We start from the raw sequence: 25,566 nt of genomic DNA, 5'->3' as shown, positions 1-25,566 counted from the left end.
GGGTGCCCCCAAATTCCAAACGACAAGAGCAAGTTGCATGTCATTGCTACTGATCGTGCTACTGCCGCTGCTCGGCAGTCTGTTGCCATTGTTGAGTTCGAATCACCGACGTCATCAATGTGCACTCTTGACCGCCGCCATGCCGCTCGTCGCATTGCTGATCGCATTGCGCGAGGCGCCCGGCGTGCTCGCCGGCGACGTCCCTCGCCTGGCCTTCTCGTGGGTGCCGGCACTGGGCCTGGACCTCGCCCTGCGGCTGGACGGCCTGTCGCTGATGTTCGTGCTGCTCATTCTCGGCATCGGCCTGCTGATCATCCTCTACGCCCGGCACTACTTGTCCACGGCGGACAGCATGCCGCGCTTCTACGCGTTCCTGATGCTGTTCATGGCCGCGATGCTGGGCATCGTGATGGCCGACAACCTCATCCTGCTGTGGATGTTCTGGGAATTGACCAGCCTGTCGTCGTTCTTGCTGATCGGCTTCTGGAATCATCAATCGGCCGCACGCAAGGGCGCCCGCATGGCGCTGGCCGTCACCGGCATGGGGGGACTCGCGCTGCTCGCCGGCTTGATCCTGATCGGCCAGATCGTCGGCACCTTCGACATGCAGACGGTGCTCGACAGTCGTGACGTCATCCTCGACGACCCCCGGTATCTGCCGGCGCTCCTGCTGATTCTGCTGGGCGCGTTCACGAAGTCGGCACAATTCCCGTTCCAGTTCTGGCTGCCACAAGCCATGGCCGCCCCGACGCCGGTGTCGGCGTTCCTGCACTCGGCCACCATGGTCAAGGCCGGCGTCTTTCTGCTGGCGCGCTTGCACCCGGCACTCGCCGGTTCACAGGAATGGCTGTATCTGGTCAGCCTGACCGGCCTGGTGACGATGCTCTACGGTGCCTATTTCGCGCTCATCAAGCTCGACCTCAAGGCCATTCTCGCCTATTCGACCGTCAGTCACCTGGGGTTGATCACCATGCTGTTCGGCCTCGATAGCCGAATGGCGGTCGTCGCGGGGCTTTTTCATATTCTCAACCACGCCACCTTCAAGGCGGCGCTGTTCATGACCGCGGGCATCGTCGACCATGAGTGCGGCACGCGTGATATTCGCAAGCTCAAGGGCCTGTGGCGCTACATGCCGATGACCACCGCACTGGCGGCGATCACGGCAGCGTCGATGGCCGGCGTGCCGCTGTTCAATGGCTTCCTCTCCAAGGAGATGATGCTCGCCGAAACCCTCGGGACATCCTTGCTCGGCGGGCTGGCCTGGTTGATTCCGACCCTGGCCACGGTGGGCAGCATCCTGGCGGCGTCCTATTCGCTGCGTTACGTTCGCAATACCTTCTTCGACGGCAAGCCGCGCGAGCTCGAGAAGACGCCTCACGAGGCGCCCTTCCCCATGCGCCTGCCGATTCTGATCCTGGCGATCATCTGCGTGGTGGTGGGCATCCTGCCGGCGCTGACCACCACTGACCTGCTGACCGCCGCCGCCGATGCCGCCCTTGTCGGCGCCGCTCCCGAGCTGCACCTGAGCATCTGGCACGGTTTCAACCTGCCGCTGCTGATGAGTGCCATCGCCCTGGCCGGCGGCATCGCGGTCTATCTGCTGCGTCAGCACCTGTTCACCTTCCATCGCCAGTTCCCCTCGCGGCACTCGCTGACGATCTTCGAAGGTGCCGTGCAGCGCCTGGTGCGGTTCACGCAATGGTGCATCGACACCCTCGAGAACGGTTCCCTGCAACGCTACATGCTGTGGGTCGTGATCAGTGCCCTGGGCGTCGCTGGCATGGGGCTGATGAGTATCGATACCCTGCAGGGCGATGTCGCCATGCAACCGGCCGACCCCATGGTCACCGTGGGTGCCATCATCACCTGCTTCGCCGGTCTGGGGACCGCCTTCCTGCATCGCCGCCGCCTGATCTCGCTGATCATGCTCTCGGTGGTCGGCCTGATGGCGTCACTGGCGTTCGCCCGCTTCTCGGCACCCGACCTGGCGCTTACCCAGCTCGCGGTCGAGGTGGTCACCGTGATCCTGCTGATGCTGGCGCTGTTCTTCCTGCCGCAAAAGACGCCCAAGGAGTCGAGCGCCTCACGCATCGTGCGCGATGTGTTGTTCGCGGCAGGCTTCGGCGGTGTGGTGGCCAGCCTCAACTATGCTCTGCTGACCCGGCCGCTGACCTCGATTTCCGACTTTTTCCTCGACAACAGCGTGCCCGGCGGCGGTGGCCACAACGTGGTCAACGTGATCCTGGTCGACTTCCGTGGCTTCGATACCCTGGGCGAGATCACCGTGCTGTGCATCGCCGGCATCGGAATCTACAAGCTGCTCAATCGCCTGCGTCTGTTCATGCCCTCCAGCGATAGCGAAGGGCGGCCGTGGTCGCCGGATCGTTACCCGATGATCCTGGCATCGGTCTCCCAGACCCTGCTGCCGATGGCGCTGCTGGTCTCGGTGTTCATCTTCCTGCGCGGTCACAATGCGCCGGGCGGCGGTTTCATCGCCGGCCTGGTCACGGCCGTGGCGCTGATCCTGATGTACATCGCGCACGGCGTCGAATGGGCCCAGCAGCGGCTGTCGTTCCAGTATCAGCCGATAGCCGTCTCCGGCGTGGCCATCGCTGCGCTGACGGGGCTGGGCAGTTGGGTCTTCGGCTATCCGTTCTTGACTTCGGCCTTCGGCCATTTCCATATCCCGCTGATCGGGGACGTGGAGCTGGCCACGGCCATGCTGTTCGATCTCGGTGTCTACCTTACCGTGGTCGGTGCCACGCTGATGATCCTTGCCAACCTGGGCAAGGTGACCACGCCGCACCGTCCCTCCAAGCAGAAGGAGAAAGCGTGATGGAAGCGCTATTCGCGACCACCACGGGCATCCTGGCCGCCAGCGGGCTGTACCTGTCGCTACGCGGACGTACCTTTCCCGTCGTCGTCGGCCTGACGTTGCTGTCCTATGCCGTCAACCTTTTCCTGTTTTCCACCGGCGGGTTGACCACGGACGGCGCCGCCGTGATCAATGATAGCGGCGGCGGCTATACCGATCCGCTGCCGCAGGCTCTGGTGCTGACCGCGATCGTCATCGGCTTCGCGATGACCGCGTTCTCGGTGATACTCGCCATGCGCGTGCGCGGCGACGTGGGCAGCGACCACGTCAACGGCAACCGTATCGACGAGCCGCGGGAGGACAAGTCCTGATGCAGCACTTGATCATCCTGCCGGTTCTGTTGCCCCTGTTGGCCGGGGTCACGCTGTTGATCCATCGCGGCGGCGCGCTGACACTGCGTCGCACCACCAACGTGATCGCCACGGCGGCGCTGGTGGTGGTGGGCATTCTGCTGGTCGCCGAAAGCAGCGATGGCGTGATCCGCTACTACGCCCTGGGCGACTGGCAACCCCCTTTCGGCATCATCCTGGTGCTCGACCGACTGTCCGCCTTGATGGTGATGCTCACCGCCATCCTCGCGCTCGGCAGCCTGCTCTATGCCTGCGCCGGCGATGACGAGCAGGGCTCCAACTTCCATGGGCTGTTCCAGTTGCAGCTGATGGGGATCAATGGCGCTTTCCTGACCGGCGACGCCTTCAACCTGTTCGTGTTCTTCGAGGTGCTGCTGATCGCCTCGTACGCCCTGTTGATGCATGGTGGCGGCAAGGCACGCACCCACGCCGGCTTCCACTACGTGGCGCTCAACCTGCTCGGGTCGATGCTGTTCTTGATCGCGCTCGGTGTGCTCTACGGCACCACGGGAACCCTCAACATGGCCGACATGGCGGCGGTCATTCCGACCCTGGATGCCGGCGACGTGGGGCTGGTCAAGGCAGGCGCCCTGCTGCTGCTGATCGTGTTCGGGCTCAAGGCCGCCATGCTGCCGCTGTATTTCTGGCTGCCACGGGCCTATGCCGCCGCACCCGCGCCGGTCGCGGCGCTGTTCGCCATCATGACCAAGGTCGGTGTCTACGCGATCATTCGCGTCTATACGCTGATCTTCGGCGAACAAGCCGGTCTTCTGGCCAACCTCGCAACCCCCTGGGTGTGGTGGCTGGCACTCGCGACCCTGGCGCTGGGTGCCGTCGGCGTACTCTCGGCACGCGACATGCGCACCCAGGTCGCCTACTTGATCCTGATTTCCGTGGGCACGCTGCTGGCCGGCGTCGGCATGGAAAGCGAAGCGGCCCTCGGCGCGCTGCTGTATTACCTGATTCACACCACGCTGGTCAGCGGCGGCATGTTCCTGCTGGTGGATGCCATCGCTCAGCAACGCGGCAAGGCAGGGGCACGCATCGTGCAGTCGCGCACGCTGGGGCAGCCGGCCATCCTGGGCCTGCTCTTCTTTGCCGGTGCCATCGCCATGGCCGGGCTGCCGCCGCTGTCGGGCGCCTTCGGCAAGGCCCTGTTGCTGCAGGCCGCCACCCCGGCCCAACAGGTCTGGCTGTGGCCGATTCTGCTGATCAGCAGCCTCGCGTCGTTGATCGCACTCTCGCGTACCGGCTCGACCATCTTCTGGCGTGCCTCGGGCGAGCGCACCGGCAGCTCGCTTGGCAGGCTGCGCGGCGCCGGCGTTTTGATGCTGATCCTCTGTGCGCCGCTCATGGTGGCGTTCGCCGGTCCGATCACTCAATTCACCCAGGCCACCGCGGCGCAGCTGCTCGATCGCGACGCCTACGTGCAGGCCATCATCGCCCGCGGGGCGACGGGAGGTGACGCATGATTCGTCCTCGCAAGTGGCTCCCCATGCCACTGTTGTCCGTCTTGCTGCTGGTCGTCTGGCTGCTGCTGATGAACAGCGTCGCCCTGGGACACTGGCTGCTCGGCGGGGTGCTGGCGATCGTCATTCCGGTGATCACCGAGCCTTTCTGGGAAGCGCAGCCCCGGGTCAAGAAGCCCTTTCTCCTGGTGCGCTACTTCTTTCGCGTCCTGCTCGACATCATCATTGCCAACCTGGAAGCCTCCAAGGTCATTCTCGATCCCCGCGGGCGGGCGCGTCCGGCATTCGTGGAGTACCCGCTGGAGCTCCAGGAAAACTTCACGATCACCATGCTGGCCAGCACCATCACGCTGACGCCCGGCACGGTGTCGGCCCATCTGCGCATGGATGGCAAGACGCTGTTGATTCACGCCCTGGACGTGGACGATATCGACGACATGATTCGTCATATCCATGAGCGTTACGAACGTCCGCTCAAGGAGATCTTCGAATGCTAGATTTCGCTCTGAAGGTCAGCGCGGTGCTGTTTGCGATCGCGATCCTGCTCAACCTCTACCGGGTCGCGATCGGCCCTAGCCTGCCCGACCGCATACTGGCGCTGGACACCATGTACGTGAACTCCATCGCCCTGATCGTGCTTTTCGGGATCTGGCTGGGCCACCGGACCTACTTCGAGGCAGCGCTGCTCATCGCGATGCTCGGCTTCGTGAGTACCGTGGCGGTCTGCAAGTACTTGCTGCGCGGCGATATCATTGAATAGCGGAGGCAACGCATGATCGCTTTATATACCGTGATGGAAGGCGTCATCGCCTTCTTCCTGATCGCCGGAAGCATCTTCGCGCTGATCGGATCGCTGGGCCTGACGCGCATGAAGGATTTCTACATGCGTCTGCACGGTCCGTCGAAGATTTCCACGCTGGGGGTCGGTTGCATACTGCTGGCATCCATCGCCTACTTCAGTCTGCTGGATGCCGGGCCGAGCCTGCAGGAGCTGCTGATCACCATTTTCCTGTTCATCACCGCACCGGTTTCGGCGCACATGCTGAGCAAGAGCGCCTTGCACCAGAAGCTCGCTCGCGATCCTCGTACGCGCGGCAATCCCCAGGAACTGCAGGAAGACGAGGAGCACAGCATCGAGGAAGCCCCGCAGGGCGATTCGAAGCTTCCCTGACCCACCCCTCACGTGAACGCGCCCGAGCGGTAGACCCGCCCGGGCGCGTTGCCGGCCAGCTCCGATGACCTACCAGCCTTGAGTGTGCTGCTCGACGAGTGAAGCCAGCATGTCGATATGCGCGGCACGGTCGTTGAGCGCAGGGATGTAGCGGTAGTCACCGCCGCCCGCCTCGGTGAAGTAGCCGCGATTCTCCACCTCCAGTTCCTCCAGCGTTTCCAGGCAGTCGGCGGCGAAGGCCGGGCTGATCACATCGACGCCTTCGAGCCCCTCGGCGCCCCAGGCTTTCAGCGTGTCGTCGGTATACGGCTTGAGCCATTCCTCGCGCCCGAAGCGCGATTGATAGGTCTGCTGCCACGCCTCGGGCTCGAGCCCCAACGCCTCGGCGACCAGCCGGCTGGTGGTCTCGCAGTGACGCGGATAAGGATCGCCCGCCTCGGCATAGCGCTTGGGAATGCCGTGATACGAGAACAACAGGCGCGGTTGCCGGCCATGCGTCGCCCAGTGCTCGCGAATGCTTTCCGCCAGTGCCTCGATGTAGGCCGGATGATCGTGGTAATCCCGCACGAAACGCAGCTCCGGCAGATGCGGGCAGGGCGACAAGGCACGCGCCAGACGGTCGAAGACGGCACCGGTCGTCGTGGCGGAGTACTGCGGGTACAGAGGCAACACCAGGATGCGCTCGACACCGGCATCGCGCAGCGCCAGGCCGGCCTCCTCCATGCTCGGCTTGCCGTAGGTCATCGCCAGCTCGACGGGAATGTCGGTCCCCAGCCGCGCCGCCAGGCGTGCCTTGAGAGCGCGTTGCTGGCGACGCCCGATGGCGAGCAGCGGCGAGCCTTCGTCCTGCCACACGGAAGCATAGGCCTTGGCCACTCGCGGCGGCCGTATGCGCAGGATGATCCCGTGCAGGATCGGCAACCATTTGACGCGCGGCAGGTCGATGACGCGCGGGTCACCCAGGAACTCTGCCAGATAGCGACGTACCGCCGACGTGGTGGGGGCCTCGGGCGTGCCAAGATTGACGAGCATGACACCAAAGGGTGCTGACCCCATGAAACCTCTCCTATAAAAGACCGTGTCAGGCAGTGTAACAAGCGACGGGCATATTATGCTTATCGCGTTATACTATGAAGACGATTTGTACAACATCTGGATAACTCATGTCCAAGTCATTGCGACTCGTGCTCGGTGACCAGCTCAGCCTGACGCTGCCCACATTGCAGGATGCGCCGCCAGGGGCGATGGTCGCTCTCTGCGAGGTCGACGAAGAAGGACGCTACGTCCCCCATCACCCGCAGAAGATCGCCATGATGCTCGCCGCGATGCGACATTTCGCCGCCGAGCTGCGTCAGCGGGGGTATCGCGTGCATTATTCGACCCTCGACGATCCCGACAACCGGCACTCGCTGATCGCAGAGGCGGAACGTCTGGCAAAACGGCACGGCTGCGACGAGATTCACGTGACCCGGCCGGGAGAGTGGCGTCTGCTGAAGGCCATGGAGGCGCGGCAGACGCAGGATCGAACGCCACGCTGGCGCATCGTCGAAGACACCCGGTTCTTCTGCTCCCACCGCGATTTCGATGCCTGGATGGAAGGCCGCAAACGGCCACGCATGGAGGACTTCTATCGCATGCTGCGTCGACGCACCGGGCTGCTCATGGACGGCAACGCACCGGTCGGCGGGCAGTGGAATTTCGACCGCGACAATCGTGCTCCCATCGATGACGCGCCATCCCCACCCTCGCCGCCTCGCCATCGCCAGGATGCCGTCACCCGGGAGGTGCTGGCACTCGTCGAGAAACGCTTCGCCGATCACGTCGGACGCCTGGAGGGCTTCAACTGGCCCGTCACCCGACGCCAGGCCCTTGCCGATCTGCGCCACTTCGTCGCCCGGGCCTTGCCGGCGTTCGGCACCTACCAGGATGCCATCAGCGATACGGCGCCCTATCTCTTTCACTCCAGGCTCTCCGCTGCACTCAATATCGGCCTGCTGTCCCCCGGCGAGGTATGCGAGGCGGCACAGGACGCCTGGCAAGGTGGCGAGGCGCCACTCAACGCCGTGGAGGGCTTCATTCGCCAGATACTGGGGTGGCGGGAATACGTTCGCGGCATCTATTGGCACCGTATGCCCGCCTACAAGCGCGAGAACCAGCTCGGCGCCACCCGCGGGCTTCCCCGGTGCTACTGGGACGGCGATACCGACCTGCGCTGCCTGCAGCGCGCCATCGAAATGACCCACGACAATGCCTATGCGCATCACATCCAGCGCCTGATGGTCACGGGCAACTTCGCGCTGCTCTGCGACGTTCGCCCCGCGGCCTTGTGCGATTGGTACCTCGCGGTCTACGCCGACGCCTGCGAATGGGTCGAGCTGCCCAATACGCTGGGCATGGTGCTGCACGCCGACGGCGGCTACCTGGGCTCCAAGCCCTATTGCGCCTCGGGCAAGTATATCGACCGCATGTCGGATCACTGCGCCCAATGTCGCTACGACCCGCGCCAGAGCGTGGGCGAGAACGCCTGCCCCTTCAACGCCTTGTACTGGCGCTTCCTGGAGCATCATGCCGACCAGCTCGCCGACAATCCCCGCATGCGGGTCATATACGGCACGCTCGACAAGATGTCGGCGCACAAGCGCCAGGCGTTACGCCAACAGGCGGACACGTTTCTCGACTCGCTGACATGGACGCCACCTTACGGGCAAGGCCAGCATGCAAGCGACTACGGCGAGTGAACTTCGAGGGGAGGAAAATGCCCGGTGCCTCGGCACCCAGGCCCCGGCATGTCGCCGGGCGGATAAGGGAAACGCAACGTGGGGTGAATGAGGCCGTCGCAACGGCAGCGTGGAGTGCAGTCGCCTATGGGGTCAAAACACCAGCGGCATGCGTGAGGTCAATGGCGACTGGTAATTCGGTTCGCGGCCGATGGCCTCGTCATGGGCGACCCACTGCACGAGATAGGCGCGGTGAACGCCGGCGCGCTTGAGCTCGGCATAGACGTCGTCCAGGGCACGAAACAGCATCGGCTTGCCGCCACGTGTCAGCGGATGGTGCTGACCTTCGACGTCTTCCACGTCGACCCGGTACAAGCGGCTCCCCGCGTGGCTGATGACGCGAATTTCGAAATTGTCCTTCTCTTGCACGAAGTGCTTGAGTTCCTTGATATCCATGTTGCCTCCTGTGGCAGGTAATGATGATGCTTGTCCATCGTGCATCCACGATGCACGCTCAGCGTGACGGTTCTCGATGACAAGAATGTGTCGATGCGCGATGTATCCATGAGTATGGAACGGAACGCGCGGCGCGTCTTGCCGGACGCACCACTGATGACACGAACCTTGACGACGATGCGGGATGCTTCCTCTCCGACATCACGACGCGGCGAAGGTTTCTCCCCGCATGCGCACGACCAGGCGGCCATTCTCGGTACGCTTGGCACTTTGCTTGAGCGGTCCCCAGCAATCGCCGAAACTCTGGGGGGCCAGCCCGCCCGGCACGTTCAAGGCCGCCACCGTGAGCCGCGGCAGCGGAAAGAAGCGTTGTTGCCCGAAGCGGTCCTGTGCGGTGAAACCGCCCTCCTCGACCACGGCAGCCGGCACCCGCGAGGCGACACGCGCCGAAAACTCCGCTTGAATCGCCGCCAGGAAACGCTGCAGCCGTTCTCGAGGCGCCAATAACAGCACGAAGTCATCGCCGCCCAGATGCCCCAGGAAATCATGCGCCCCCTTGGCCTCGCCCAGCGTGCCGGCGACATCCAGCAACACCTGGTCGCCCAGGGCATACCCGAAGCGGTCGTTGAACGGCTTGAAGTGATCGAGGTCGAGATAGCAGGCCACGAAGGATTTCCGCGAACGAACGAAGGCATCCAGCGCCGCACGCACGGGCGCATTGCCCGGCAATTGCGTCAAGGGATTGGCCTGACGCGCGATCGCCACCTTCTGCTCGGTGATCTGCTGCAGCAATGCCACGATCTGTCCCATGCCCACGTAGCGGCCGCGCTGGGTGACGACGAAAGGCTCGGCGCGCTGGTCGCTGTCGCGTCCCGTCACCTTGCGCGATACCTGGTCGAGGGGCTCCGTGACCTCGACGCACAGCGGCGCCACGTGCATCGCGCTGGTCACGGGGTCGCGACCGTGCAGGTCGAAGCCGAAGCGCTTGCCCACCAGCGCCATCACCGCTTCACGCGTCAAGACGCCGATGGGCATTTCCTGGTCGTCCACCACGGCCATCGCTGCCACGTCCGGCGCGGCACTGAAGCGTTCGCTCGCTTCGGCGACGGTCACCGTCATGGCGAGCGCAGGCTGCCACTTGCAGACATGTCGCGCCACACACTCCTGCAGCGGGCTTTCTTGCCGTGCGGCCAGCTGGGCAAGGCGCTCGTTCAACTCAAGACGCGTGGCTTTCGGTGTCGGCGACGGCCGCGCGAACAACCAGCCTTGATAGTAATCCGCCCCCAGTGCATGCAGGCAATCGAGCTCTTCTTCCCGCTCCACGCCTTCGGCGATGACACGCGACCCCATGCCATGGGCAACGTCCAGAAACGCCCTCACGAACCGGCGTTTGACGCGATCGCGATCCAGCTCGCTGACGAAATGTCGATCGAGCTTGACGAAGTCGGGGCGAATCTGTGACCACAGACGCAGGCTGGCATACCCCTCGCCCAGATCGTCCAGCGCGATCGTGAAGCCCATCGATTGATAGTGACGCACGGCTTCCGCCATGAGATCGGGATCGATGCCCGGGGACTGCTCGGTGAGCTCTATCACCAAGCGATGCGGCGGAATGCCGAGTCGCGTCAACAGGCGCAGGGTTTCGCCACTGCGGTGTTTTGGATCGAGCAGGACTTCCGGCGACACGTTGATGAACAACAGTTCATCGAGCTCCTGGTCGGCCCAGGCCGTGATCGCACGATGACGGCATACCGCTTCGAGCGGGGCGAGCAGCGACTGCTTGCGTGCCGCCTCGAACATGGTCAGCGGATGCGCGTATACGGTATCGCGCGGGCCACGCGACAATGCCTCGTAGGCGAAGACACGCCCCGACCGAATGGCCACGATCGGCTGAAAATGGACGTCGATACGCCCTTCCCGCACGATGGCCGACAGACTCGGATCGGTCGCCTCGGTAGTGGAAGCTGGAGGGCACGGATGGGTCATGGCCCCATTAGGCCAATTCCCCATGACGTTCATGTGACACCGGCCATGCCGAGGCGCGCGCCGACCGCGCCGCCTCGACACCCAGCCGGATCAGCGCATCACGAATCGCGCTGGTAGGTGGAAGGGTCGATCGCTACGCCCAGCGAGTTGCGGTCGACCCAGTTGCCCGCGCGGGTTTCCTTGTAGCGGAAGACCACACGATCGCCCACCGAGACAGGCAGCTCGGCGTCCTCGGTCTGATAACTATAGGTGGTACCGTCGACGACCAGGGTATAACGGTAGAGATCGGGCATCCCCAACCACTCCTTGAACGGCCCTTCACGCTCGACGCTTTCCAGTTGGCCACGCCCCTCGAGTTTCGGGGTCCGCTTCTTGCCACGTTGAAATCCGCTCGCCATCTCCCCTCCTGTTCACTTGCGGGTCGGGCATTATAAGGCATACCCCGTGCATTTGCCCGCGCCGTCGTCACTCGCCCATGTGCTGGCCGTAACTATCCGGCGCGAGGTCCTCGAAGCGGGTGTACTTGCCGATGAAGGCCATGTGCACGGCACCGATCGGCCCGTTACGCTGCTTGCCGATGATCAACTCGGCCAACCCCTTGTTGTCGGGATTGTCTGGATTATAGACCTCGTCGCGATACACGAAGGCAATGAGGTCGGCATCCTGCTCGATGGCCCCCGACTCGCGCAGGTCGGACATCACCGGACGCTTGTTGGGACGCTGCTCCAGCGAGCGGTTGAGCTGCGAGAGAGCCACCACCGGGCAATTGAACTCCTTGGCCAGGGCCTTGAGCGAGCGCGAAATTTCCGAGATCTCGCCGGTGCGGTTCTCGGAGAATCCCGGAATCTGCATGAGCTGAAGATAGTCGATCATGATCAGCCCGATGTTGCCGTGCTCGCGTGCCAGACGCCGCGTCCGCGCCCGCATCTCGTTGGGCGAGAGGCCGGCAGTGTCGTCGATGAACAACTGCTTGTCCTTGAGCAGGTTGACCGCCGAGGTCAGACGTGGCCAATCCTCGTCCTCGAGCTGGCCGGTACGCACTCGGGTCTGGTCGATGCGTCCCAGCGACGAGAGCATGCGCAGCATCAGGGCATCGGCGGGCATCTCCATGGAAAACACCACCACCGGCTTGTCGCTGGAAATGACCGCATGCTCGACCACGTTCATGGCGAACGTCGTCTTGCCCATCGACGGCCGGCCGGCGATGATCACCAGGTCAGACGGCTGCAGCCCCGAGGTCATCTCGTCGAGATCCCGGAAGCCGGTCGACAGGCCGGTCATCTCACCCTGCATGTTGAACAGTTCGTCGATGCGATCGACGGCCTTGCTGAGCAGATCGCTCATGCCGATCGCACCGCCGGTCTTGGGACGATCCTCGCTGATCTGGAAGACCAGACGCTCGGCTTCGTTGACCAGTTCATCGGCGGGACGCCCCTGCGGCGCGAACGCCCCGTCGGCGATCTGATGAGCGGCCTGTATCAGCTTGCGCAGGGTCGCCCGCTCGCGAACGATATCGGTATAGGCGCGGATGTTGCTCGCCGAAGGCGTGTTGCGTGCCAGTTCGGCCAGATACGCCAGACCGCCGACGCTTTCCAGTTGGTCGCGATTTTCCAGCGCTTCGGACAGCGTGACCACGTCGAGCGGATGGCCCGCATCGGCGAGCTGGGCCATGGCGTTGAAGATCAGTCGATGCTCGTAGCGATAGAAATCGTCGGCCGAGAGACGCTCCGAGACGGTATCCCAGGCGCTGTTCTCCAGCATCAGCCCCCCCAGTACCGACTGCTCGGCCTCCAGGGAGTGCGGCGGTACCTTGAGGGCAGCGGTTTCCTGGTCGTGCTCGACGTATTCGCTCATGCTCGTTTCCTGACCGGTCGGTATCGAAGGCCGGCGAACGGGATACGCTCACCGTCTCGGCCACTGATATGATGCCGCGACGTCATTGCCGTTGCACCCTCGAAAGCGCATCCGTGGCATACGCCGCCCTGGCACAAAAAGGGCGCGAAGGTTTCCCTTCGCGCCCCCATTCCGGCATGTCGCCTGGCGGTATGGCGCTTACTCGGCCACGACCACGATGCGAACGCTGGAGGTGACTTCCGCGTGCAGCTGCAGCGTAATGTCGTATTCGCCCGTCTTGCGAATCGGGCCTTCCGGCATGCGCACTTCGCTCTTGACCACGTCGAGACCCGCCTGGGTCAGGGCGTCGGCCAGGTCACGCGGACCGATCGAGCCGAACAGCTTGCCTTCGTCACCCGCCTTGGCGACCAGTGACAGTTCGATCTCGGAAAGCTGCGCGGCGCGCGCTTCGGCTTCGGCCTTGCGTTCGGCGGCTTGCGCTTCGAGCTCGGCACGCTGCGCTTCGAAAGCGGCAACGTTTTCCTTGGTGGCCGGCACGGCGAGGCCGTAGGGCACCAGGTAGTTACGGCCGTAACCGGCCTTGACGGCGACTTGATCACCCAAGTTGCCCAGCTTGCCAATCTTGTCGAGCAGAATGACGTCCATCTCGTTAACCTCTCATCAGTGGTTGCGGGCCAGGCGTGCGCGGAAATCCGCAAAAGTATCGACAACGGCCAGCAACAGCACAATCAGAATCGTGGGCCAGGTCGTCAGCAGCAGTGCATAAAAGCCGACCAACCAGAACCCGCTCATCCCCTTCATTCCAATCCAGCCATGGACCAGTGCGACTCCCGCGACCAGAAGCGGCACCCAGACCAGCATGGTCGCCATCGGCATGGCGAACACGAGTCCCAGCACCCCCACGCCGACCAGCAGCAGCAACTCCTTGGCACTCAGGCGCAGTGCGTGGAACTCTTCACGAAAGCCCCCCGGATTGTACAATCCGGCTTGCCAGCTTCGCGCCAGTGCCAGACAGGCAATCGCCGCGAGCAGCACGACCAGTCCGGTAATCCCGCTGATCAGCATCCCCGCGAGTTGCTCGGTGGAAACGCCCTGCGCGCTCAACTCGGTGAGCATGCCATCGACTTCCGCCGAGTTCTGGCGTACCTGCTCGAGCATCGGTCCCGCGCCGCCCGGCGGCAGGAAGATGCCGATCTGGACCAGCACCGCGCATACCAGGGTGCCGGCAATCAGCGTGTCCCCCCAGCGCAGCCGAGCGCGCAGGATGGTCGCCATCAACGTCACCAGCAACACGCTGGCGAGCGGGACGGCATCCCCCTGCATCCACCACCAGCCGGCCGGTAGCGCGGCGGCGATCAGCACCGGAAGCCCGGGGCCCAGGCCACGCCGCAATGTTACCAGTGCGGCCACGGCGGCACTCAGCCAGAACAGCCAGGGAATCAACGCCGCAATCAGGGCCGTGACAGCCGCTTGCGGCGTACCGCGCATTACCCAACGGGCCAGTGCCAGCATCGCGCGAGTCGCCTCGTCTTACTGGTGGCTGTCGGTATAGGGCAGCAGCGCCAGGTAGCGAGCGCGCTTGATGGCCGTGGACAGCTGACGCTGGTAACGAGCCTTGGTACCGGTGATGCGGCTGGGCACGATCTTGCCGGTTTCGGTGATGTAGGACTTGAGTGTATCGATGTCCTTGTAATCGATGTACTTCACGCCTTCGGCGGTGAAGCGGCAGAACTTACGGCGACGGAAAAAGCGTGCCATGGGTTATCCTCCAGAGATCGGATCAGTTGGCTTCGGCGTCAGCGGGGGCTTCTTCGTTGCGCTCGGTGCGCGGCCGCTCGCTTTTCTCTTCACGACGACGCGGCTTTTCTTCAGCCGGCTTCATCATCGGAGACGCTTCGGTGATCGCCTCTTTGCAACGCACCACCAGGCTGCGGATGATGGCATCGTTGAAACGGAAGATGTTCTCGATCTCGTCGAGAGTCTCGCCGCTGCACTCGATGTTCATCAGCACGTAGTGGGCCTTGTGGATCTTGTTGATCGGGTAGGCCAGGTGACGGCGACCCCAATCTTCCAGACGATGCACGGTACCGCCGTTCTCGGTGACGAGCCCGGTATAGCGCTCGACCATGGCCGGCACCTGCTCGCTCTGATCCGGGTGGACCATGAACACGATTTCGTAATGACGCATGATAGCTCCTTACGGTTTGACAGCTTCCACGGGGCCCGTGCCTTTCGAGGGCCGCGAGAAGCAAGGAGAAAAGTCTCGGTGTCTCCAGGGCACGCGCAAGCGACGCCCGGAGAACCGCACAATTGTAGTGATCGCCCCTCGTGCTTGCAACTCGTCTCGCACGAAGGGCTACATGGCCGACGTCACGAGGACTGACGCTGGCGAACGGCCTCGAACAGGCAGACCCCGGTGGCAACCGACACGTTGAGACTGGAAACGCTGCCGGCCATGGGCAGCTTGGCGAGCAGGTCACAGGCATCGCGGGTCAGGCGGCGCATGCCCTTGCCCTCGGCGCCCATGACCACTGCCAGCGGCCCGGCCAGATCGATGTCGTACAGGCACTGCGCCGATTCGCCGGCGGTACCCACGATCCAGACCCCATGAGTCTTGAGCCGACCCATGGCCCGCGCCAGGTTGGTGACTTGATAGACGGGCGTGACATCGGCGGCACCGCAGGCGACCTTGCGGACCGTGGCATTGAGCGGCGCGGCCTTGTCCTTGGGCACGATGACGCCATGCGCGCCCGCCGCATCCGCGCTGCGAAGACAGGCACCGAAATTATGCGGGTCGGTCACCCCGTCGAGGATCAGCAGCAAGGGCGGCGACGATTGCTGCCAGGCGCCGAGGCGAAACCATAACGCCTCCTCGCTTTCGGCCTGCAGCGGCGGCGCGAAGGCGATCACCCCCTGATGCACGGCGCCTCTGGCCACGCCATCGAGCGTCTCGCGGGCCACGCCGGCGCACTTGACGCCCGCCTGCCGCGCCAGCGCCACCAGCGCTTCCAGGCGCGCTTCGGCGCGCCCCTCCTGGATCCACAGCTCGCGCGGCGGCTGGCCACGCTCGAACAAGGCACGCACGGCATGTACGCCGTAGACGGCATCCAGACCTTCGGGCGTCGCGACGCGCGCCCGGGACGGCTTACCTTTCATGAGGCCTCACTTTCCGGTGTCCGGCGCTCATCCGCGCTTGTCTCCCTTGCCACGCCGAGAACGCCGGCGCGGCTTGCCGTCGCGCGATTTCTTGGCGGCATTGCCGTCCTGCCCGGCCCCCTGCTTGCCCTGTGTCGACGCACCGCCAGACGCCGGCTTCTTGCGGCCGCGGTTGGAGCGATGCGGGCGTGGCTTGTCGTCGGCCAGTTCGAAGTCGATCTTGCGCTCGTCCAGGTCGACGCGTGCCACCTGCACGGTCACGCCATCGCCGAGGCGATAGGACATGCCGCTGCGCTCCCCCTTGAGGCGATGCTTTTCCGCCTCGTAGTGGTAGTAGTCGGACGGCAGTGATGTGACGTGCACCAGCCCTTCCACATAGACATCGTCGAGGCGCACGAAGACGCCGAACTGCGTCACCGAGGCAATGGTGCCGTCGAAGATCTCGCCGAGCTTGTCGGACATGAACTCGCACTTCAGCCAATCCTCGACGTCGCGTGTCGCGTCGTCGGCGCGCCGCTCGGTCATCGAGCAATGCTCGCCGAGTTCGAGCATCTGCTCGAAGGTGTACGGCGCCCACTTGCTGGGCGGCTCCACCGGCGCACCCTCGGCACGCAGTACGGTATTGGTCTGGCGCGGACCTCGAATCACCGAGCGGATGGCGCGATGCACGAGCAGGTCCGGATAGCGGCGAATCGGCGAAGTGAAATGCGCATAAGCCGGATAGGCCAGACCGAAGTGGCCGTCGTTCTGCGGCGAATAGACCGCGCGGCTCATCGAGCGCAGCATTACCGTCTGGATGACGTCGGCATCGGGCCGTCCCTTGATCGTCTCGGCAAGGTCGCGATAGTCCTGCGGCGTCGGATCGTCGCCGCCGCCCAGCGACAGCCCCAGCTCGTTGAGGAACAGGCGCAGCTTGTCCAGGCGCTCCGGCGAGGGCTTCTCGTGGATACGATACAGCGCCGGCAGATCGTGCTTGTCGAGAAAGCGCGCGGTCGCCACGTTGGCGGCCAGCATGCATTCCTCGATGATCTTGTGCGCATCGTTGCGCGAGCGCGGCACGATCTTCTCGATCTTGCGCGCCTCGTTGAAGATGATTTCCGTCTCGGTGGTCTCGAAATCGATGGCACCACGCGCCTCGCGTGCCTCGCGCAGGATCGTGTAGAGACTTTTCAGGTTCTTCAGCGAGGGCACGAGATCCCGATACTGTTCGCGCAGGGCGTCGGCTTCCGGCCCCTCGTCGTCGAGGATCGCGGCGACCTTGTTGTAGGTCAGGCGCGCATGCGACTGGAATACCGCCTCGTAGAAGCGGTAGCGGCTGATCGCCCCGTTCGGCGAAATGTTCATCTCGCAGACCAGGGCCAGGCGGTCCACCTCGGGATTCAGCGAGCACAGCCCGTTGGACAGCAGCTCGGGCAGCATCGGTACGACCTGGCCGGGGAAATAGACCGAGGTGCCGCGCGTGATCGCCTCCTGGTCCAGGGCGCTGCCCGGACGCACGTAGTGCGAGACGTCGGCGATCGCCACTACCAGCTTCCAGCTCCCGGACTTGGTCTTCCAGGCGCAGACGGCATCGTCGAAGTCCTTGGCGGACTCGTCGTCGATGGTCACCAGGGGCACATCGCGCAGATCGATCCGGTTCTGCTTGTCGGCCTCGGCCACGGACGCCGACATGTCGGCGATCTCGGCATGCACCTCGGGCGGAAATTCCGCGGGAATCTCGTAGCTGCGGATGGCGATGTCGATTTCCATCCCCGGATCCATGCGCTCGCCGAGCACTTCGGTGACCTCCCCGACCGGCTGTACCCGCGTCGCCGGTTGCTGGGTGATGCGCACCGCGACGATCTGGCCGTCGCGGGCACCACCGCTGGCGCTATGCGGCACGATCACTTCCTGGGAGATCCGCGAGTTCTCGGGAATCAATACCCCGAACTCGGCGGTATTCTGGCGGTAGACCCCCACCAGCGACTGGGTGTTGCGCGCCAGCACCTCGGCGATGGTCGCCTCGTCGCGACCGCGCCGGTCGCGGCCGCTGATGCGCACCAGCACCTGGTCGCCGTCGAAGACACGCCGCATCTGGCGAGGCGGCAATACCAGATCGGGCTTCTTGCCATCCTCGCGGATCAAGAAGCCCATGCCGTCGCGATGCCCCTGAACCCGGCCGCGGATGAGGTCGAGCTTGTCGATCAGGGCGTAGGCACCACGCCGATTGCGCAGAATCTGGCCATCGCGCTCCATGGCGGCCAGCCGGCGGCGTACGCCTTCCAGCCGTTCCTCGTCGTCCACCGCCAGCATGCGGCTGAGGTTTTCGGGGGTGATGGGCTTGCCGTACTCCTCCAGGCGCGCGAACAGGTATTCGCGGCTGGGGACGGGATTATCGTATTTACTCGCTTCACGTTCCGCATGCGGATCGTCACTGAGTTTCCAATGATTCATGGTAATGACTTCCTTACGAGCGAGCCGGCAAGCGAATAGGGTGCGCCGATGGCGTTGTTATGAAATTCAATCATGCCGCCAGTATAGCGGGCACAGCCAGTCGACCCAACCATGTCCGTCATGTGCGTCGCCACATGCGGATGTGACTTCATGGCTTGCATTCCCGCGAAAAATGGGTATGATACAACGCGCCTCGCCCAGGTGGCGGAATTGGTAGACGCGCTAGCTTCAGGTGCTAGTGTCCTTATGGACGTGGAGGTTCAAGTCCTCTCCTGGGCACCATCGATCTCCTGGCGAGATCGCAAGCGAGGCAAAATGCCCGGATGGCGGAATTGGTAGACGCGCTAGCTTCAGGTGCTAGTGTCCTTACGGACGTGGAGGTTCAAGTCCTCTTCCGGGCACCATCAGTATCGGTAAAGCCATGACGCGCCCAGGTGGCGGAATTGGTAGACGCGCTAGCTTCAGGTGCTAGTGTCCTTACGGACGTGGAGGTTCAAGTCCTCTCCTGGGCACCATCGCGCATGACGCTTTTCCGATCGTGATTCCCGTCTGCAGCATTTCCCCATCGAACGCTTGCCTTGCCGGCAATGCGGTCGTTTTCCCGTTGACTTGCCCGTTTCCCCCGGCCACCCGGTGATGTCATCGCCCCGAGCCGATATCACGCGGAAACCTCCTCCCCCGCTCATTGGCTCTTCTGCCCGGCCCGTCGTCTAGTCGAAGCGCCCCGGCCGTCGCGCGACACGCTCCAGCCCCCAGCCTTGGGTCTCGATATGGGACTCCAGCGGCGTCTCGACCGCCTCGGGCAGACGTGGAAAGAAGTCGAGACGAGTCCGCGCCTCGAGTTCGTCGATGCTCACCAGGAAGCGATCGAGCGGCTCGTCGCCATGCACCGTTTGCGGCACGAGAAAGGCCAGTGCCCGCGGGTGCTCGCCCGGCACGACGATGATCTTGTAGAACGCCGCCGGCACCTGGGTGAACCCGATCCGGTGCAGGAAGCGTTCGTCGAAGACCGGCCCCGTCACCACCTGAAGCCGACCGAAACGCGGCAGAAAGTCGTCCATGACGACTTCTTCCAGGCGCTGCCATACGCGCCGATTCAGATCGGGGCGCTGGGGCGTGATATTGGTCATGCGAAAGGTATCGAGCTGGGCGTCGCGCCCGTAGACGCGGGCGATCGCGTAGTTGGGGGCCAGATGGCCACGATCATAGCCACTGCGCGTGTACTGATCCGACGTCACCGGCCACAGCGAGCGCCAGTCGCGCTCGAACCCGCTGGGCCGATCGCCGATGGGCGCCTCCGCCGTTTCATTCAGCATGTAGCTGGCCCACAGGGGGCTGACGCGAATGTCCGACCACCCGACCAGGAAGCCGTCGTTGCGCAGCACCCTGTTGAAGCCCTGCCAGCTCGTCGCCTGCCATTCGGGGACGCCCATCCAGCTGAGCTGATCGCGGACGTCACGCTCCTGCCAATACCAGAGACCGGAGCCGACCACGGCGAAAACCAGGGAAATGCCTGCGCCACGCACCAGGCGCCGAAATTGATAGGAAATAACGGCGATCATGCCGATGACGCGTCCTTGTCCTGCAGTGACGAAAACGGAAGATCGGCGGCCCTCGCGGGCCGCGTCGTGGCGGGAACTACCATCCCAGCGAGAACATGGTCTCGAGGTCGTGCCGGGAATGCACCTGCATGGCATTGAGCGTCTCGGTGTCGTGAATGCCTTCGACCTGCATCAGACGCTCGGTCACCAGTTGCGCCAATGACTCGAAATCACGCGTGCGCGCGATCGCGACCAGGTCGTAGCGGCCACAGGTGGAAAACACCTCGCTGATGCCTTCCAGCTCGGCGAGCCGCTGGGCCACCGCATTGATCTGGCCCTTCTCCACGTCGATCAGGATCACCGCGCTTTGCATGAGACTCTCCCGCTGCACTCGGAACATCGCACCCGGCCACGCAGCCAGGGCACTCAGGATGCACTGTCGCTCTGCCATTTTTCGACATGGCGTCGACGGCGCGCGCTCAGTATATCAGCCTTGGGCGCTGCGGCTAGCGCCGCGTCATGCCCCCTCGCGCTCGTCGCCGGGCAGTGGCCATTGATAGTGGCGCACGACCTCGTCGTCTTCGACCGACTCCAGCTTGACGGGGAATCCCCACAGCTGATGCAGATGGCGCAACACCGGGTAGAGCGTCTTGCCCAACGGCCGCCGACGGTCCTGAACATGGCGCAGCGTCAGCGACCGATCGCCACGAATGTCGGCTTCCCAGACCTGGATGTTGGGCTCGCGCAGGGAAAGCGCGTACTGCGCCGAGAGGGCCTCGCGCACGCGGCGATAGCCGCGTTCATCGTGAATGGCACTGATGGTGAGCATCTCATCGCGATCGTCGTCGACAAGGCTGAACAGCTTGAGGTCGCGGATCACCCGGGGCGACAGGAACTGCTGAATGAACGACTCGTCCTTGAAGTTGCGCATCGCGAAATGCAGCGTATCCAGCCAGTCGCTGCCGGCGATGTCCGGGAACCATTCGCGGTCCTCGTCAGTCGGCGCCTCGCAGATCCGACGGATGTCCGAGAACATGGCGAACCCCAGCGCGTAGGGATTGATGCCGTTGAAATGGGGACTGTCGAACCCCGGCTGCTGAATCACCGCGGTGTGCGAGTGCAGGAATTCGAGAATCGTGCCCTCGTCGATCAAGCCTTCATCGTAGAGGCGATTCATCAACGTATAGTGCCAGAAGGTGGCCCACCCCTCGTTCATGACCTGGGTCTGACGCTGCGGGTAGAAATACTGCGCCAGCTTGCGCACGATCCGCACCACCTCGCGCTGCCATGACTCCAGCAGCGGAGCATTCTTCTCCAGAAAGTACAGCAGGTTTTCCTGAGGTTCGGCGGGATAGCGGCCGTGCTGGTGCAGCCCGAGCGGATCGTCGCCATCCTCGTCCGGCCTCTGCGCGGTCGGTGTCGCCTGCTCGGGAATGGTTCGCCACAGGGCGTTGACTTGCGCCTGCAGGTAGGCTTCCCGCTCCTGCTGGCGACGTGCCTCTTCCTCGGAGGAGATCGGCGAGGGCCGCTTGTAGCGATCGACGCCGTAGTTCTGCAGGGCGTGACAGGCATCCAGCAGTTGCTCCACCGCCCCGACGCCGTGACGCTCCTCGCACTCGGCAATGTATTTGCGCGCGAACACCAGGTAATCGACGATCGCCGAGGCATCCGTCCAGGTGCGAAACAGGTAGTTCCCCTTGAAGAACGAGTTATGGCCATAGCAGGCGTGCGCCATGACCAGCACTTGCATCATCAAGGTGTTCTCTTCCATGAGGTAGGCGATGCAGGGATCGGAATTGATGACCAGCTCATAGGCCAGCCCCATCTGACCACGCCGATACGCCTGCTCGACGGACAGGAACTGCTTGCCGAACGACCAGTGATGGTAGCCCACCGGCATGCCCACGCTGGCATAGGCATCCATCATCTGCTCGGACGTGATGATCTCGATCTGGTTGGGATAGGTATCCAGACGATATTCCTTGGCGAAACGCGCGATTTCACGCTCGTAGGCCGTCAGGATCTCGAAGTTCCAGTCGGAGCCGGTAGCGATGGGGGATGGACTCATGTCACCTCCTGAGCTTGCTCGTCACGATGCGACGCGCTTGCGAAACAGCTTGCGGAAGACCGGGTAGATGTCCCCCGGCTCGACGATCTGTTGCATGGCGAAGCGGCTCGGGTGAGCGGCCTGTACGCGTTCGTATTCTTCCCACAAGGCCTGGTGCGAGTGCGGCGTGATCTCCACGTAGGTGTAATACTGCAATTTGGCCATCAGCGACGTCATGAGCAGGTCGCGACAGGTCAGCGAGTCGTCGTCCCAGTTGTCGCCGTCCGAGGCCTGGGCGACATAGAGGTTCCACTGCGCCGGCGAGTAGCGCTTGGCGATGATCTCGTCGACGAGCGTCAAGGCGCTGGACACGATGGTTCCGCCGGTTTCCCGCGAGTAGAAGAATTCCTCTTCATCGACTTCCTTGGCCGCCGTGTGGTGGCGTATGAACACCAGTTCGACCTTCTCGTAGTTACGCTCCAGAAAGAGATAAAGCAACAGGAAAAAGCGCTTGGCGATATCCTTGTGCCCCTGGGTCATGGAGCCGGAAACGTCCATGACGCAGAACATCACCGCCTTGTTGGACGGCTGCGGCTGATCGATGAGATTGTTGTAGCGCAAATCATAGGTATCGATGAACGGTACCGCCTCGAGCCGCTTCTCGAGGCGCTCGATCTCGGCCTTGAGTTCGCCGATTCGTGCCGGGTTGCGCAGCACCGGGTCCTTGCGTTCCTCGCTTTCCAGGGCCTCCTCGGCTTCGCGCAGAGCACGCTTGATGGGCGCGCGCATGCCGATGCGGCGCGCCTGCGCCTCGCGCATCGAGCGCACGATATTGATCCGCGACGGCACGCCGTCCCGCGTCACCCCGGCACGCACCGGGCGCACCTCGTCGAGATCCCGCAGCTGCTTGCGCTCGAGATGGGGCAAGGCCAGGCCATCGAAGACGAAATCGAGAAATTCCTCGCGGCTCAGGGAAAACGCGAACTCGTCCATGCCCTCGCCCTGGTTGGACGCACTTCCCTCGCCCGAACCGCCGCGCCCTTCGCCGCCCGGCCGACGCAGGCGATCCCCCTCGACGAACTCCTTGTTCCCCGGGCTTACGATCGTGCGTGCCCCGCCCGGGCCATGCTGAAAGACCGGCTCGGAAATGTCCTTGGCGGGGATCGAGATCTTCTCGCCGCGCTCCATGTCGGTAATCGAGCGGCGATTGACCGCTTCCTCCACCGCTCGCTTGATATGGCTGCGATAGCGTTGCAGGAAACGCTGGCGATTCACGGCACTCTTGTTCTTGGCGTTGGCGCGTCGATCGATGAAGTAGGTCATGGCGACCTCCTGTGAGCGCGGGGCGCAGGGCAAGGCGGCATCCGCACGCCGCCCGCTCCCCTGTCGTCGGTCACGTCATGCTGCCTAGTGGGACTTGCGCACCCGCAGGTACCATTCCGACAGCAGGCGGACCTGCTTTTCGGTATAGCCACGCTCGACCATGCGTGCCACGAAGTCCTCGTGTTTCTTCTGGTCGGCCGTCGAGGCCTTGGCGTTGAAGGAAATGACCGGCAGCAGTTCCTCGGTATTGGCGAACATCTTCTTCTCGATCACGCCCTTGAGCTTCTCGTAGGACTGCCAGCTGGGATTCATGCCATTGTTCTGAGCCCGCGCCCGCAGCACGAAGTTGACCACCTCGTGACGAAAATCCTTGGGGTTGGAAATTCCCGCCGGCTTCTCGATCTTCTCCAGCTCCTCGTTGAGCGCCTGGCGATTGAACAGCTCCCCGGTCTCGGGATCGCGATATTCCTGGTCCTGAATCCAGAAATCGGCGTAGGTCACGTAGCGATCGAAGATGTTCTGGCCATACTCGCTGTACGATTCCAGATACGCGGTCTGGATTTCCTTGCCGATGAAGTCGACGTAACGCGGCGCCAGGTACTCCTTGATGAAACGCAGATAGCGTTCGAAGGTTTCCTTGGGCAGTTGCTCCTGCTCGAGCCGCTGCTCCAGCACGTACAGCAGATGCACCGGGTTGGCGGCCACTTCATGCGTGTCGAAGTTGAACACCTTGGAGAGAATCTTGAAGGCGAAGCGTGTCGACAGCCCCTCCATGCCCTCGTCGACCCCCGCCGCATCGCGATATTCCTGGATCGACTTGGCCTTGGGATCGGTGTCCTTGAGGTTCTCGCCGTCGTAGACCCGCATCTTGGAGTAGATGCTCGAATTCTCCGGCTCCTTGAGACGCGAGAGCACCGAGAACTGCGCCAGCATGCGCAGCGTGTCCGGCGCGCAGGGCGCCTCGCTCAGCGAGGAGTGCTCGAGCAGCTTCTTGTAGATGTTGATCTCTTCGGTCACCCGCAGGCAGTAGGGCACCTTGACGATGTAGACACGGTCGAGGAACGCCTCGTTGTTGCGGTTGTTGCGAAACGTCTGCCACTCGCTTTCGTTGGAGTGCGCCAGCACGATGCCGTCGAAGGGAATGGCCCCCATGCCCTCGGTGGGGTTGTAGTTGCCCTCCTGAGTCGCCGTCAGCAAGGGATGCAGTACCTTGATCGGCGCCTTGAACATCTCGACGAATTCCATCAATCCCTGGTTGGCCTTGCACAGGCCGCCGGAGAAGCTGTAGGCATCGGGATCATCCTGGGAATAAAGCTCGAGCTGGCGAATGTCGACCTTGCCCACCAGCGACGAAATGTCCTGGTTGTTCTCGTCCCCGGGCTCGGTCTTGGATACCGCGATCTGATTGAGACGCGAGGGGTAGAGTCGCACGACGCGAAACTGCGAGATATCGCCGCCGTACTCCTTGAGGCGCTTGGCGGCCCAGGGCGACATCACCGACCGCAGTTGGCGACGGGGAATCCCGTACTCCTTCTCGAGCAGCTCGCCATCCTCCTCCGGCGAGAACAGCCCCAGCGGCGACTCGAACACCGGCGAGCCCTTGATGGCATAGAACGGTACGTGCTCCATCAGCAGCTTGAGGCGCTCGGCCAGCGAGGACTTGCCGCCCCCCACCGGCCCCAGGAGATACAGGATCTGCTTCTTCTCTTCCAGGCCCTGCGCGGCATGCCGAAAGTACGCCACGATCTGCTCGATGGCCTCTTCCATTCCGTAGAACTCGGAAAACGCCGGATAACGGCGGATGACCTTGTTGCTGAAAATGCGCGACAGCCGCGAATCCCTGGCGGTATCGATGACTTCCGGCTCGCCGATCGCCTCGAGTATGCGCTCCGCTGCAGTCGCGTATGCGCCGGGCTCGCGACGACAGAGCTCCAGATACTCCTGAAGGCTCAGTTCCTCCTGTTGAACGCGTTCGTAACGATTCTGGACATGATCGAAGATACTCATCAAACGCCTCCTTTCACGACACGGGGTCGCGCCTCGGATTCGGGACTGGCTATGTATCAGCGTAGACAGATGGAGGGGAAACGGGTGGTGCAATACGCATTTTCCTTTCAACGCAGCCGCCCGGCCCTGTCTATAAGAGCCCATCGAACGGCCATTGGTTCGTTGAAAGTCATGGAAAAGG

Annotated in this window: 23 protein-coding genes and 3 tRNA genes; 10 read left to right on the top strand and 16 right to left on the bottom strand. The window is 63.4% G+C overall.

Going from position 1 to position 25,566, the window contains the following annotated elements; all coding sequences use genetic code 11:
• Nucleotides 1–37 precede the first annotated feature (37 nt).
• Genes ABGX75_RS07880 through ABGX75_RS07855 form a run of 6 tightly spaced genes read left to right on the top strand, consistent with a single transcriptional unit; the run spans nucleotide 38 to nucleotide 5,865 of the window.
• The gene (locus ABGX75_RS07880; protein ID WP_179152708.1) at nucleotides 38–2,836 is read left to right on the top strand and encodes a monovalent cation/H+ antiporter subunit A; all 2,799 of its coding nucleotides are present in this window, start codon (nucleotides 38–40) and stop codon (nucleotides 2,834–2,836) included.
• Nucleotides 2,836–3,186 carry a Na+/H+ antiporter subunit C gene (locus ABGX75_RS07875; protein WP_011506205.1) on the top strand — a complete coding sequence of 117 codons (351 nt, stop codon included), beginning with the start codon at nucleotides 2,836–2,838 and terminating at the stop codon, nucleotides 3,184–3,186. The genes ABGX75_RS07880 and ABGX75_RS07875 overlap by 1 nt, the downstream gene beginning before the upstream one ends.
• Entirely contained in the window at nucleotides 3,183–4,697 is a 1,515-nt protein-coding gene (locus ABGX75_RS07870) for a monovalent cation/H+ antiporter subunit D (RefSeq protein ID WP_035411234.1), read from the top strand. Before ABGX75_RS07875 ends, ABGX75_RS07870 begins: the two co-directional genes overlap by 4 nt.
• The gene (locus ABGX75_RS07865; protein ID WP_011506203.1) at nucleotides 4,694–5,191 is read left to right on the top strand and encodes a Na+/H+ antiporter subunit E; all 498 of its coding nucleotides are present in this window, start codon (nucleotides 4,694–4,696) and stop codon (nucleotides 5,189–5,191) included. Before ABGX75_RS07870 ends, ABGX75_RS07865 begins: the two co-directional genes overlap by 4 nt.
• On the top strand, nucleotides 5,185–5,454 hold the full coding sequence (locus ABGX75_RS07860) for a K+/H+ antiporter subunit F (protein WP_035411240.1): 270 nt from the start codon (nucleotides 5,185–5,187) through the stop codon (nucleotides 5,452–5,454). The genes ABGX75_RS07865 and ABGX75_RS07860 overlap by 7 nt, the downstream gene beginning before the upstream one ends.
• A 12-nt stretch (nucleotides 5,455–5,466) precedes the next feature.
• Nucleotides 5,467–5,865 (top strand): Na+/H+ antiporter subunit G, encoded by a 399-nt coding sequence (locus ABGX75_RS07855; RefSeq protein ID WP_035411243.1) that lies wholly within the window; start codon nucleotides 5,467–5,469, stop codon nucleotides 5,863–5,865.
• Nucleotides 5,866–5,934: 69 nt separating this feature from the next.
• On the opposite strand, the gene hemH is transcribed toward ABGX75_RS07855, so the two are convergent.
• Complete coding sequence (gene hemH / locus ABGX75_RS07850; protein WP_035411246.1) at nucleotides 5,935–6,921, bottom strand: ferrochelatase; 987 nt, start codon at nucleotides 6,919–6,921, stop codon at nucleotides 5,935–5,937.
• Between the two features lie 107 nt (nucleotides 6,922–7,028).
• On the opposite strand from hemH, the gene ABGX75_RS07845 reads away from it, so the two are divergent.
• Nucleotides 7,029–8,603: a cryptochrome/photolyase family protein gene (locus ABGX75_RS07845; protein WP_347410679.1), complete on the top strand. Its 1,575-nt coding sequence runs from the start codon at nucleotides 7,029–7,031 to the stop codon at nucleotides 8,601–8,603.
• Between the two features lie 132 nt (nucleotides 8,604–8,735).
• Here ABGX75_RS07845 and ABGX75_RS07840 read toward each other — a convergent pair whose 3' ends face one another.
• From ABGX75_RS07840 to rnr, 10 genes are all read right to left on the bottom strand, one after another.
• Nucleotides 8,736–9,038 carry a DUF6482 family protein gene (locus ABGX75_RS07840; protein ID WP_011506198.1) on the bottom strand — a complete coding sequence of 101 codons (303 nt, stop codon included), beginning with the start codon at nucleotides 9,036–9,038 and terminating at the stop codon, nucleotides 8,736–8,738.
• A 201-nt stretch (nucleotides 9,039–9,239) separates the two neighbouring features.
• Nucleotides 9,240–11,024 carry a bifunctional diguanylate cyclase/phosphodiesterase gene (locus ABGX75_RS07835; RefSeq protein WP_347410678.1) on the bottom strand — a complete coding sequence of 595 codons (1,785 nt, stop codon included), beginning with the start codon at nucleotides 11,022–11,024 and terminating at the stop codon, nucleotides 9,240–9,242.
• 98 nt (nucleotides 11,025–11,122) lie between these two features.
• Nucleotides 11,123–11,422 (bottom strand): hypothetical protein, encoded by a 300-nt coding sequence (locus ABGX75_RS07830; protein WP_011506196.1) that lies wholly within the window; start codon nucleotides 11,420–11,422, stop codon nucleotides 11,123–11,125.
• 67 nt (nucleotides 11,423–11,489) lie between these two features.
• Nucleotides 11,490–12,878, bottom strand: coding sequence for a replicative DNA helicase (gene dnaB / locus ABGX75_RS07825; protein ID WP_011506195.1), 1,389 nt, complete (start codon nucleotides 12,876–12,878; stop codon nucleotides 11,490–11,492).
• A gap of 198 nt (nucleotides 12,879–13,076) precedes the next feature.
• Entirely contained in the window at nucleotides 13,077–13,523 is a 447-nt protein-coding gene (gene rplI, locus ABGX75_RS07820) for a 50S ribosomal protein L9 (protein WP_011506194.1), read from the bottom strand.
• Nucleotides 13,524–13,538: 15 nt separating this feature from the next.
• The gene (locus ABGX75_RS07815; protein ID WP_347410677.1) at nucleotides 13,539–14,390 is read right to left on the bottom strand and encodes a hypothetical protein; all 852 of its coding nucleotides are present in this window, start codon (nucleotides 14,388–14,390) and stop codon (nucleotides 13,539–13,541) included.
• An 18-nt stretch (nucleotides 14,391–14,408) separates the two neighbouring features.
• Nucleotides 14,409–14,636, bottom strand: a complete 228-nt coding sequence (gene rpsR, locus ABGX75_RS07810; protein WP_011506192.1) for a 30S ribosomal protein S18 — start codon at nucleotides 14,634–14,636, stop codon at nucleotides 14,409–14,411.
• A 22-nt stretch (nucleotides 14,637–14,658) separates the two neighbouring features.
• Nucleotides 14,659–15,066, bottom strand: coding sequence for a 30S ribosomal protein S6 (gene rpsF, locus ABGX75_RS07805; protein ID WP_011506191.1), 408 nt, complete (start codon nucleotides 15,064–15,066; stop codon nucleotides 14,659–14,661).
• Between the two features lie 182 nt (nucleotides 15,067–15,248).
• Nucleotides 15,249–16,034, bottom strand: a complete 786-nt coding sequence (rlmB, locus tag ABGX75_RS07800) for a 23S rRNA (guanosine(2251)-2'-O)-methyltransferase RlmB (protein ID WP_301968099.1) — start codon at nucleotides 16,032–16,034, stop codon at nucleotides 15,249–15,251.
• A gap of 27 nt (nucleotides 16,035–16,061) precedes the next feature.
• Nucleotides 16,062–18,467 (bottom strand): ribonuclease R, encoded by a 2,406-nt coding sequence (gene rnr, locus ABGX75_RS07795; protein WP_035411261.1) that lies wholly within the window; start codon nucleotides 18,465–18,467, stop codon nucleotides 16,062–16,064.
• Between the two features lie 195 nt (nucleotides 18,468–18,662).
• Between rnr and ABGX75_RS07790 the strand changes: the two genes are divergently transcribed.
• From ABGX75_RS07790 to ABGX75_RS07780, 3 genes are all read left to right on the top strand, one after another.
• Nucleotides 18,663–18,749 (top strand) — tRNA-Leu (locus tag ABGX75_RS07790).
• Between the two features lie 35 nt (nucleotides 18,750–18,784).
• Nucleotides 18,785–18,871 (top strand) — tRNA-Leu (locus ABGX75_RS07785).
• A 24-nt stretch (nucleotides 18,872–18,895) separates the two neighbouring features.
• Nucleotides 18,896–18,982: transfer RNA gene (locus ABGX75_RS07780), tRNA-Leu, on the top strand.
• A 195-nt stretch (nucleotides 18,983–19,177) separates the two neighbouring features.
• On the opposite strand, the gene ABGX75_RS07775 is transcribed toward ABGX75_RS07780, so the two are convergent.
• The 5 genes from ABGX75_RS07775 to ABGX75_RS07755 all read right to left on the bottom strand — a co-directional run bounded on the left by ABGX75_RS07775 (nucleotide 19,178) and on the right by ABGX75_RS07755 (nucleotide 25,385).
• On the bottom strand, nucleotides 19,178–20,029 hold the full coding sequence (locus tag ABGX75_RS07775) for a DNA/RNA non-specific endonuclease (RefSeq protein ID WP_011506188.1): 852 nt from the start codon (nucleotides 20,027–20,029) through the stop codon (nucleotides 19,178–19,180).
• A 76-nt stretch (nucleotides 20,030–20,105) separates the two neighbouring features.
• Nucleotides 20,106–20,381, bottom strand: coding sequence for an Lrp/AsnC ligand binding domain-containing protein (locus tag ABGX75_RS07770; RefSeq protein ID WP_011506187.1), 276 nt, complete (start codon nucleotides 20,379–20,381; stop codon nucleotides 20,106–20,108).
• A 144-nt stretch (nucleotides 20,382–20,525) separates the two neighbouring features.
• Nucleotides 20,526–22,076: a SpoVR family protein gene (locus ABGX75_RS07765; protein ID WP_179152714.1), complete on the bottom strand. Its 1,551-nt coding sequence runs from the start codon at nucleotides 22,074–22,076 to the stop codon at nucleotides 20,526–20,528.
• Nucleotides 22,077–22,097: 21 nt separating this feature from the next.
• The gene (locus ABGX75_RS07760; protein WP_011506185.1) at nucleotides 22,098–23,378 is read right to left on the bottom strand and encodes a YeaH/YhbH family protein; all 1,281 of its coding nucleotides are present in this window, start codon (nucleotides 23,376–23,378) and stop codon (nucleotides 22,098–22,100) included.
• A gap of 84 nt (nucleotides 23,379–23,462) precedes the next feature.
• Nucleotides 23,463–25,385 (bottom strand): PrkA family serine protein kinase, encoded by a 1,923-nt coding sequence (locus ABGX75_RS07755; protein ID WP_011506184.1) that lies wholly within the window; start codon nucleotides 25,383–25,385, stop codon nucleotides 23,463–23,465.
• Nucleotides 25,386–25,566 lie beyond the last annotated feature (181 nt).

It is taken from the genome of Chromohalobacter sp. (assembly GCF_039830575.1).
Taxonomy (GTDB): domain Bacteria; phylum Pseudomonadota; class Gammaproteobacteria; order Pseudomonadales; family Halomonadaceae; genus Chromohalobacter; species Chromohalobacter israelensis.
The sequence above is the reverse complement of the archived record's forward strand: the minus strand, read 5'-3'. Positions and strand labels throughout refer to the sequence as shown.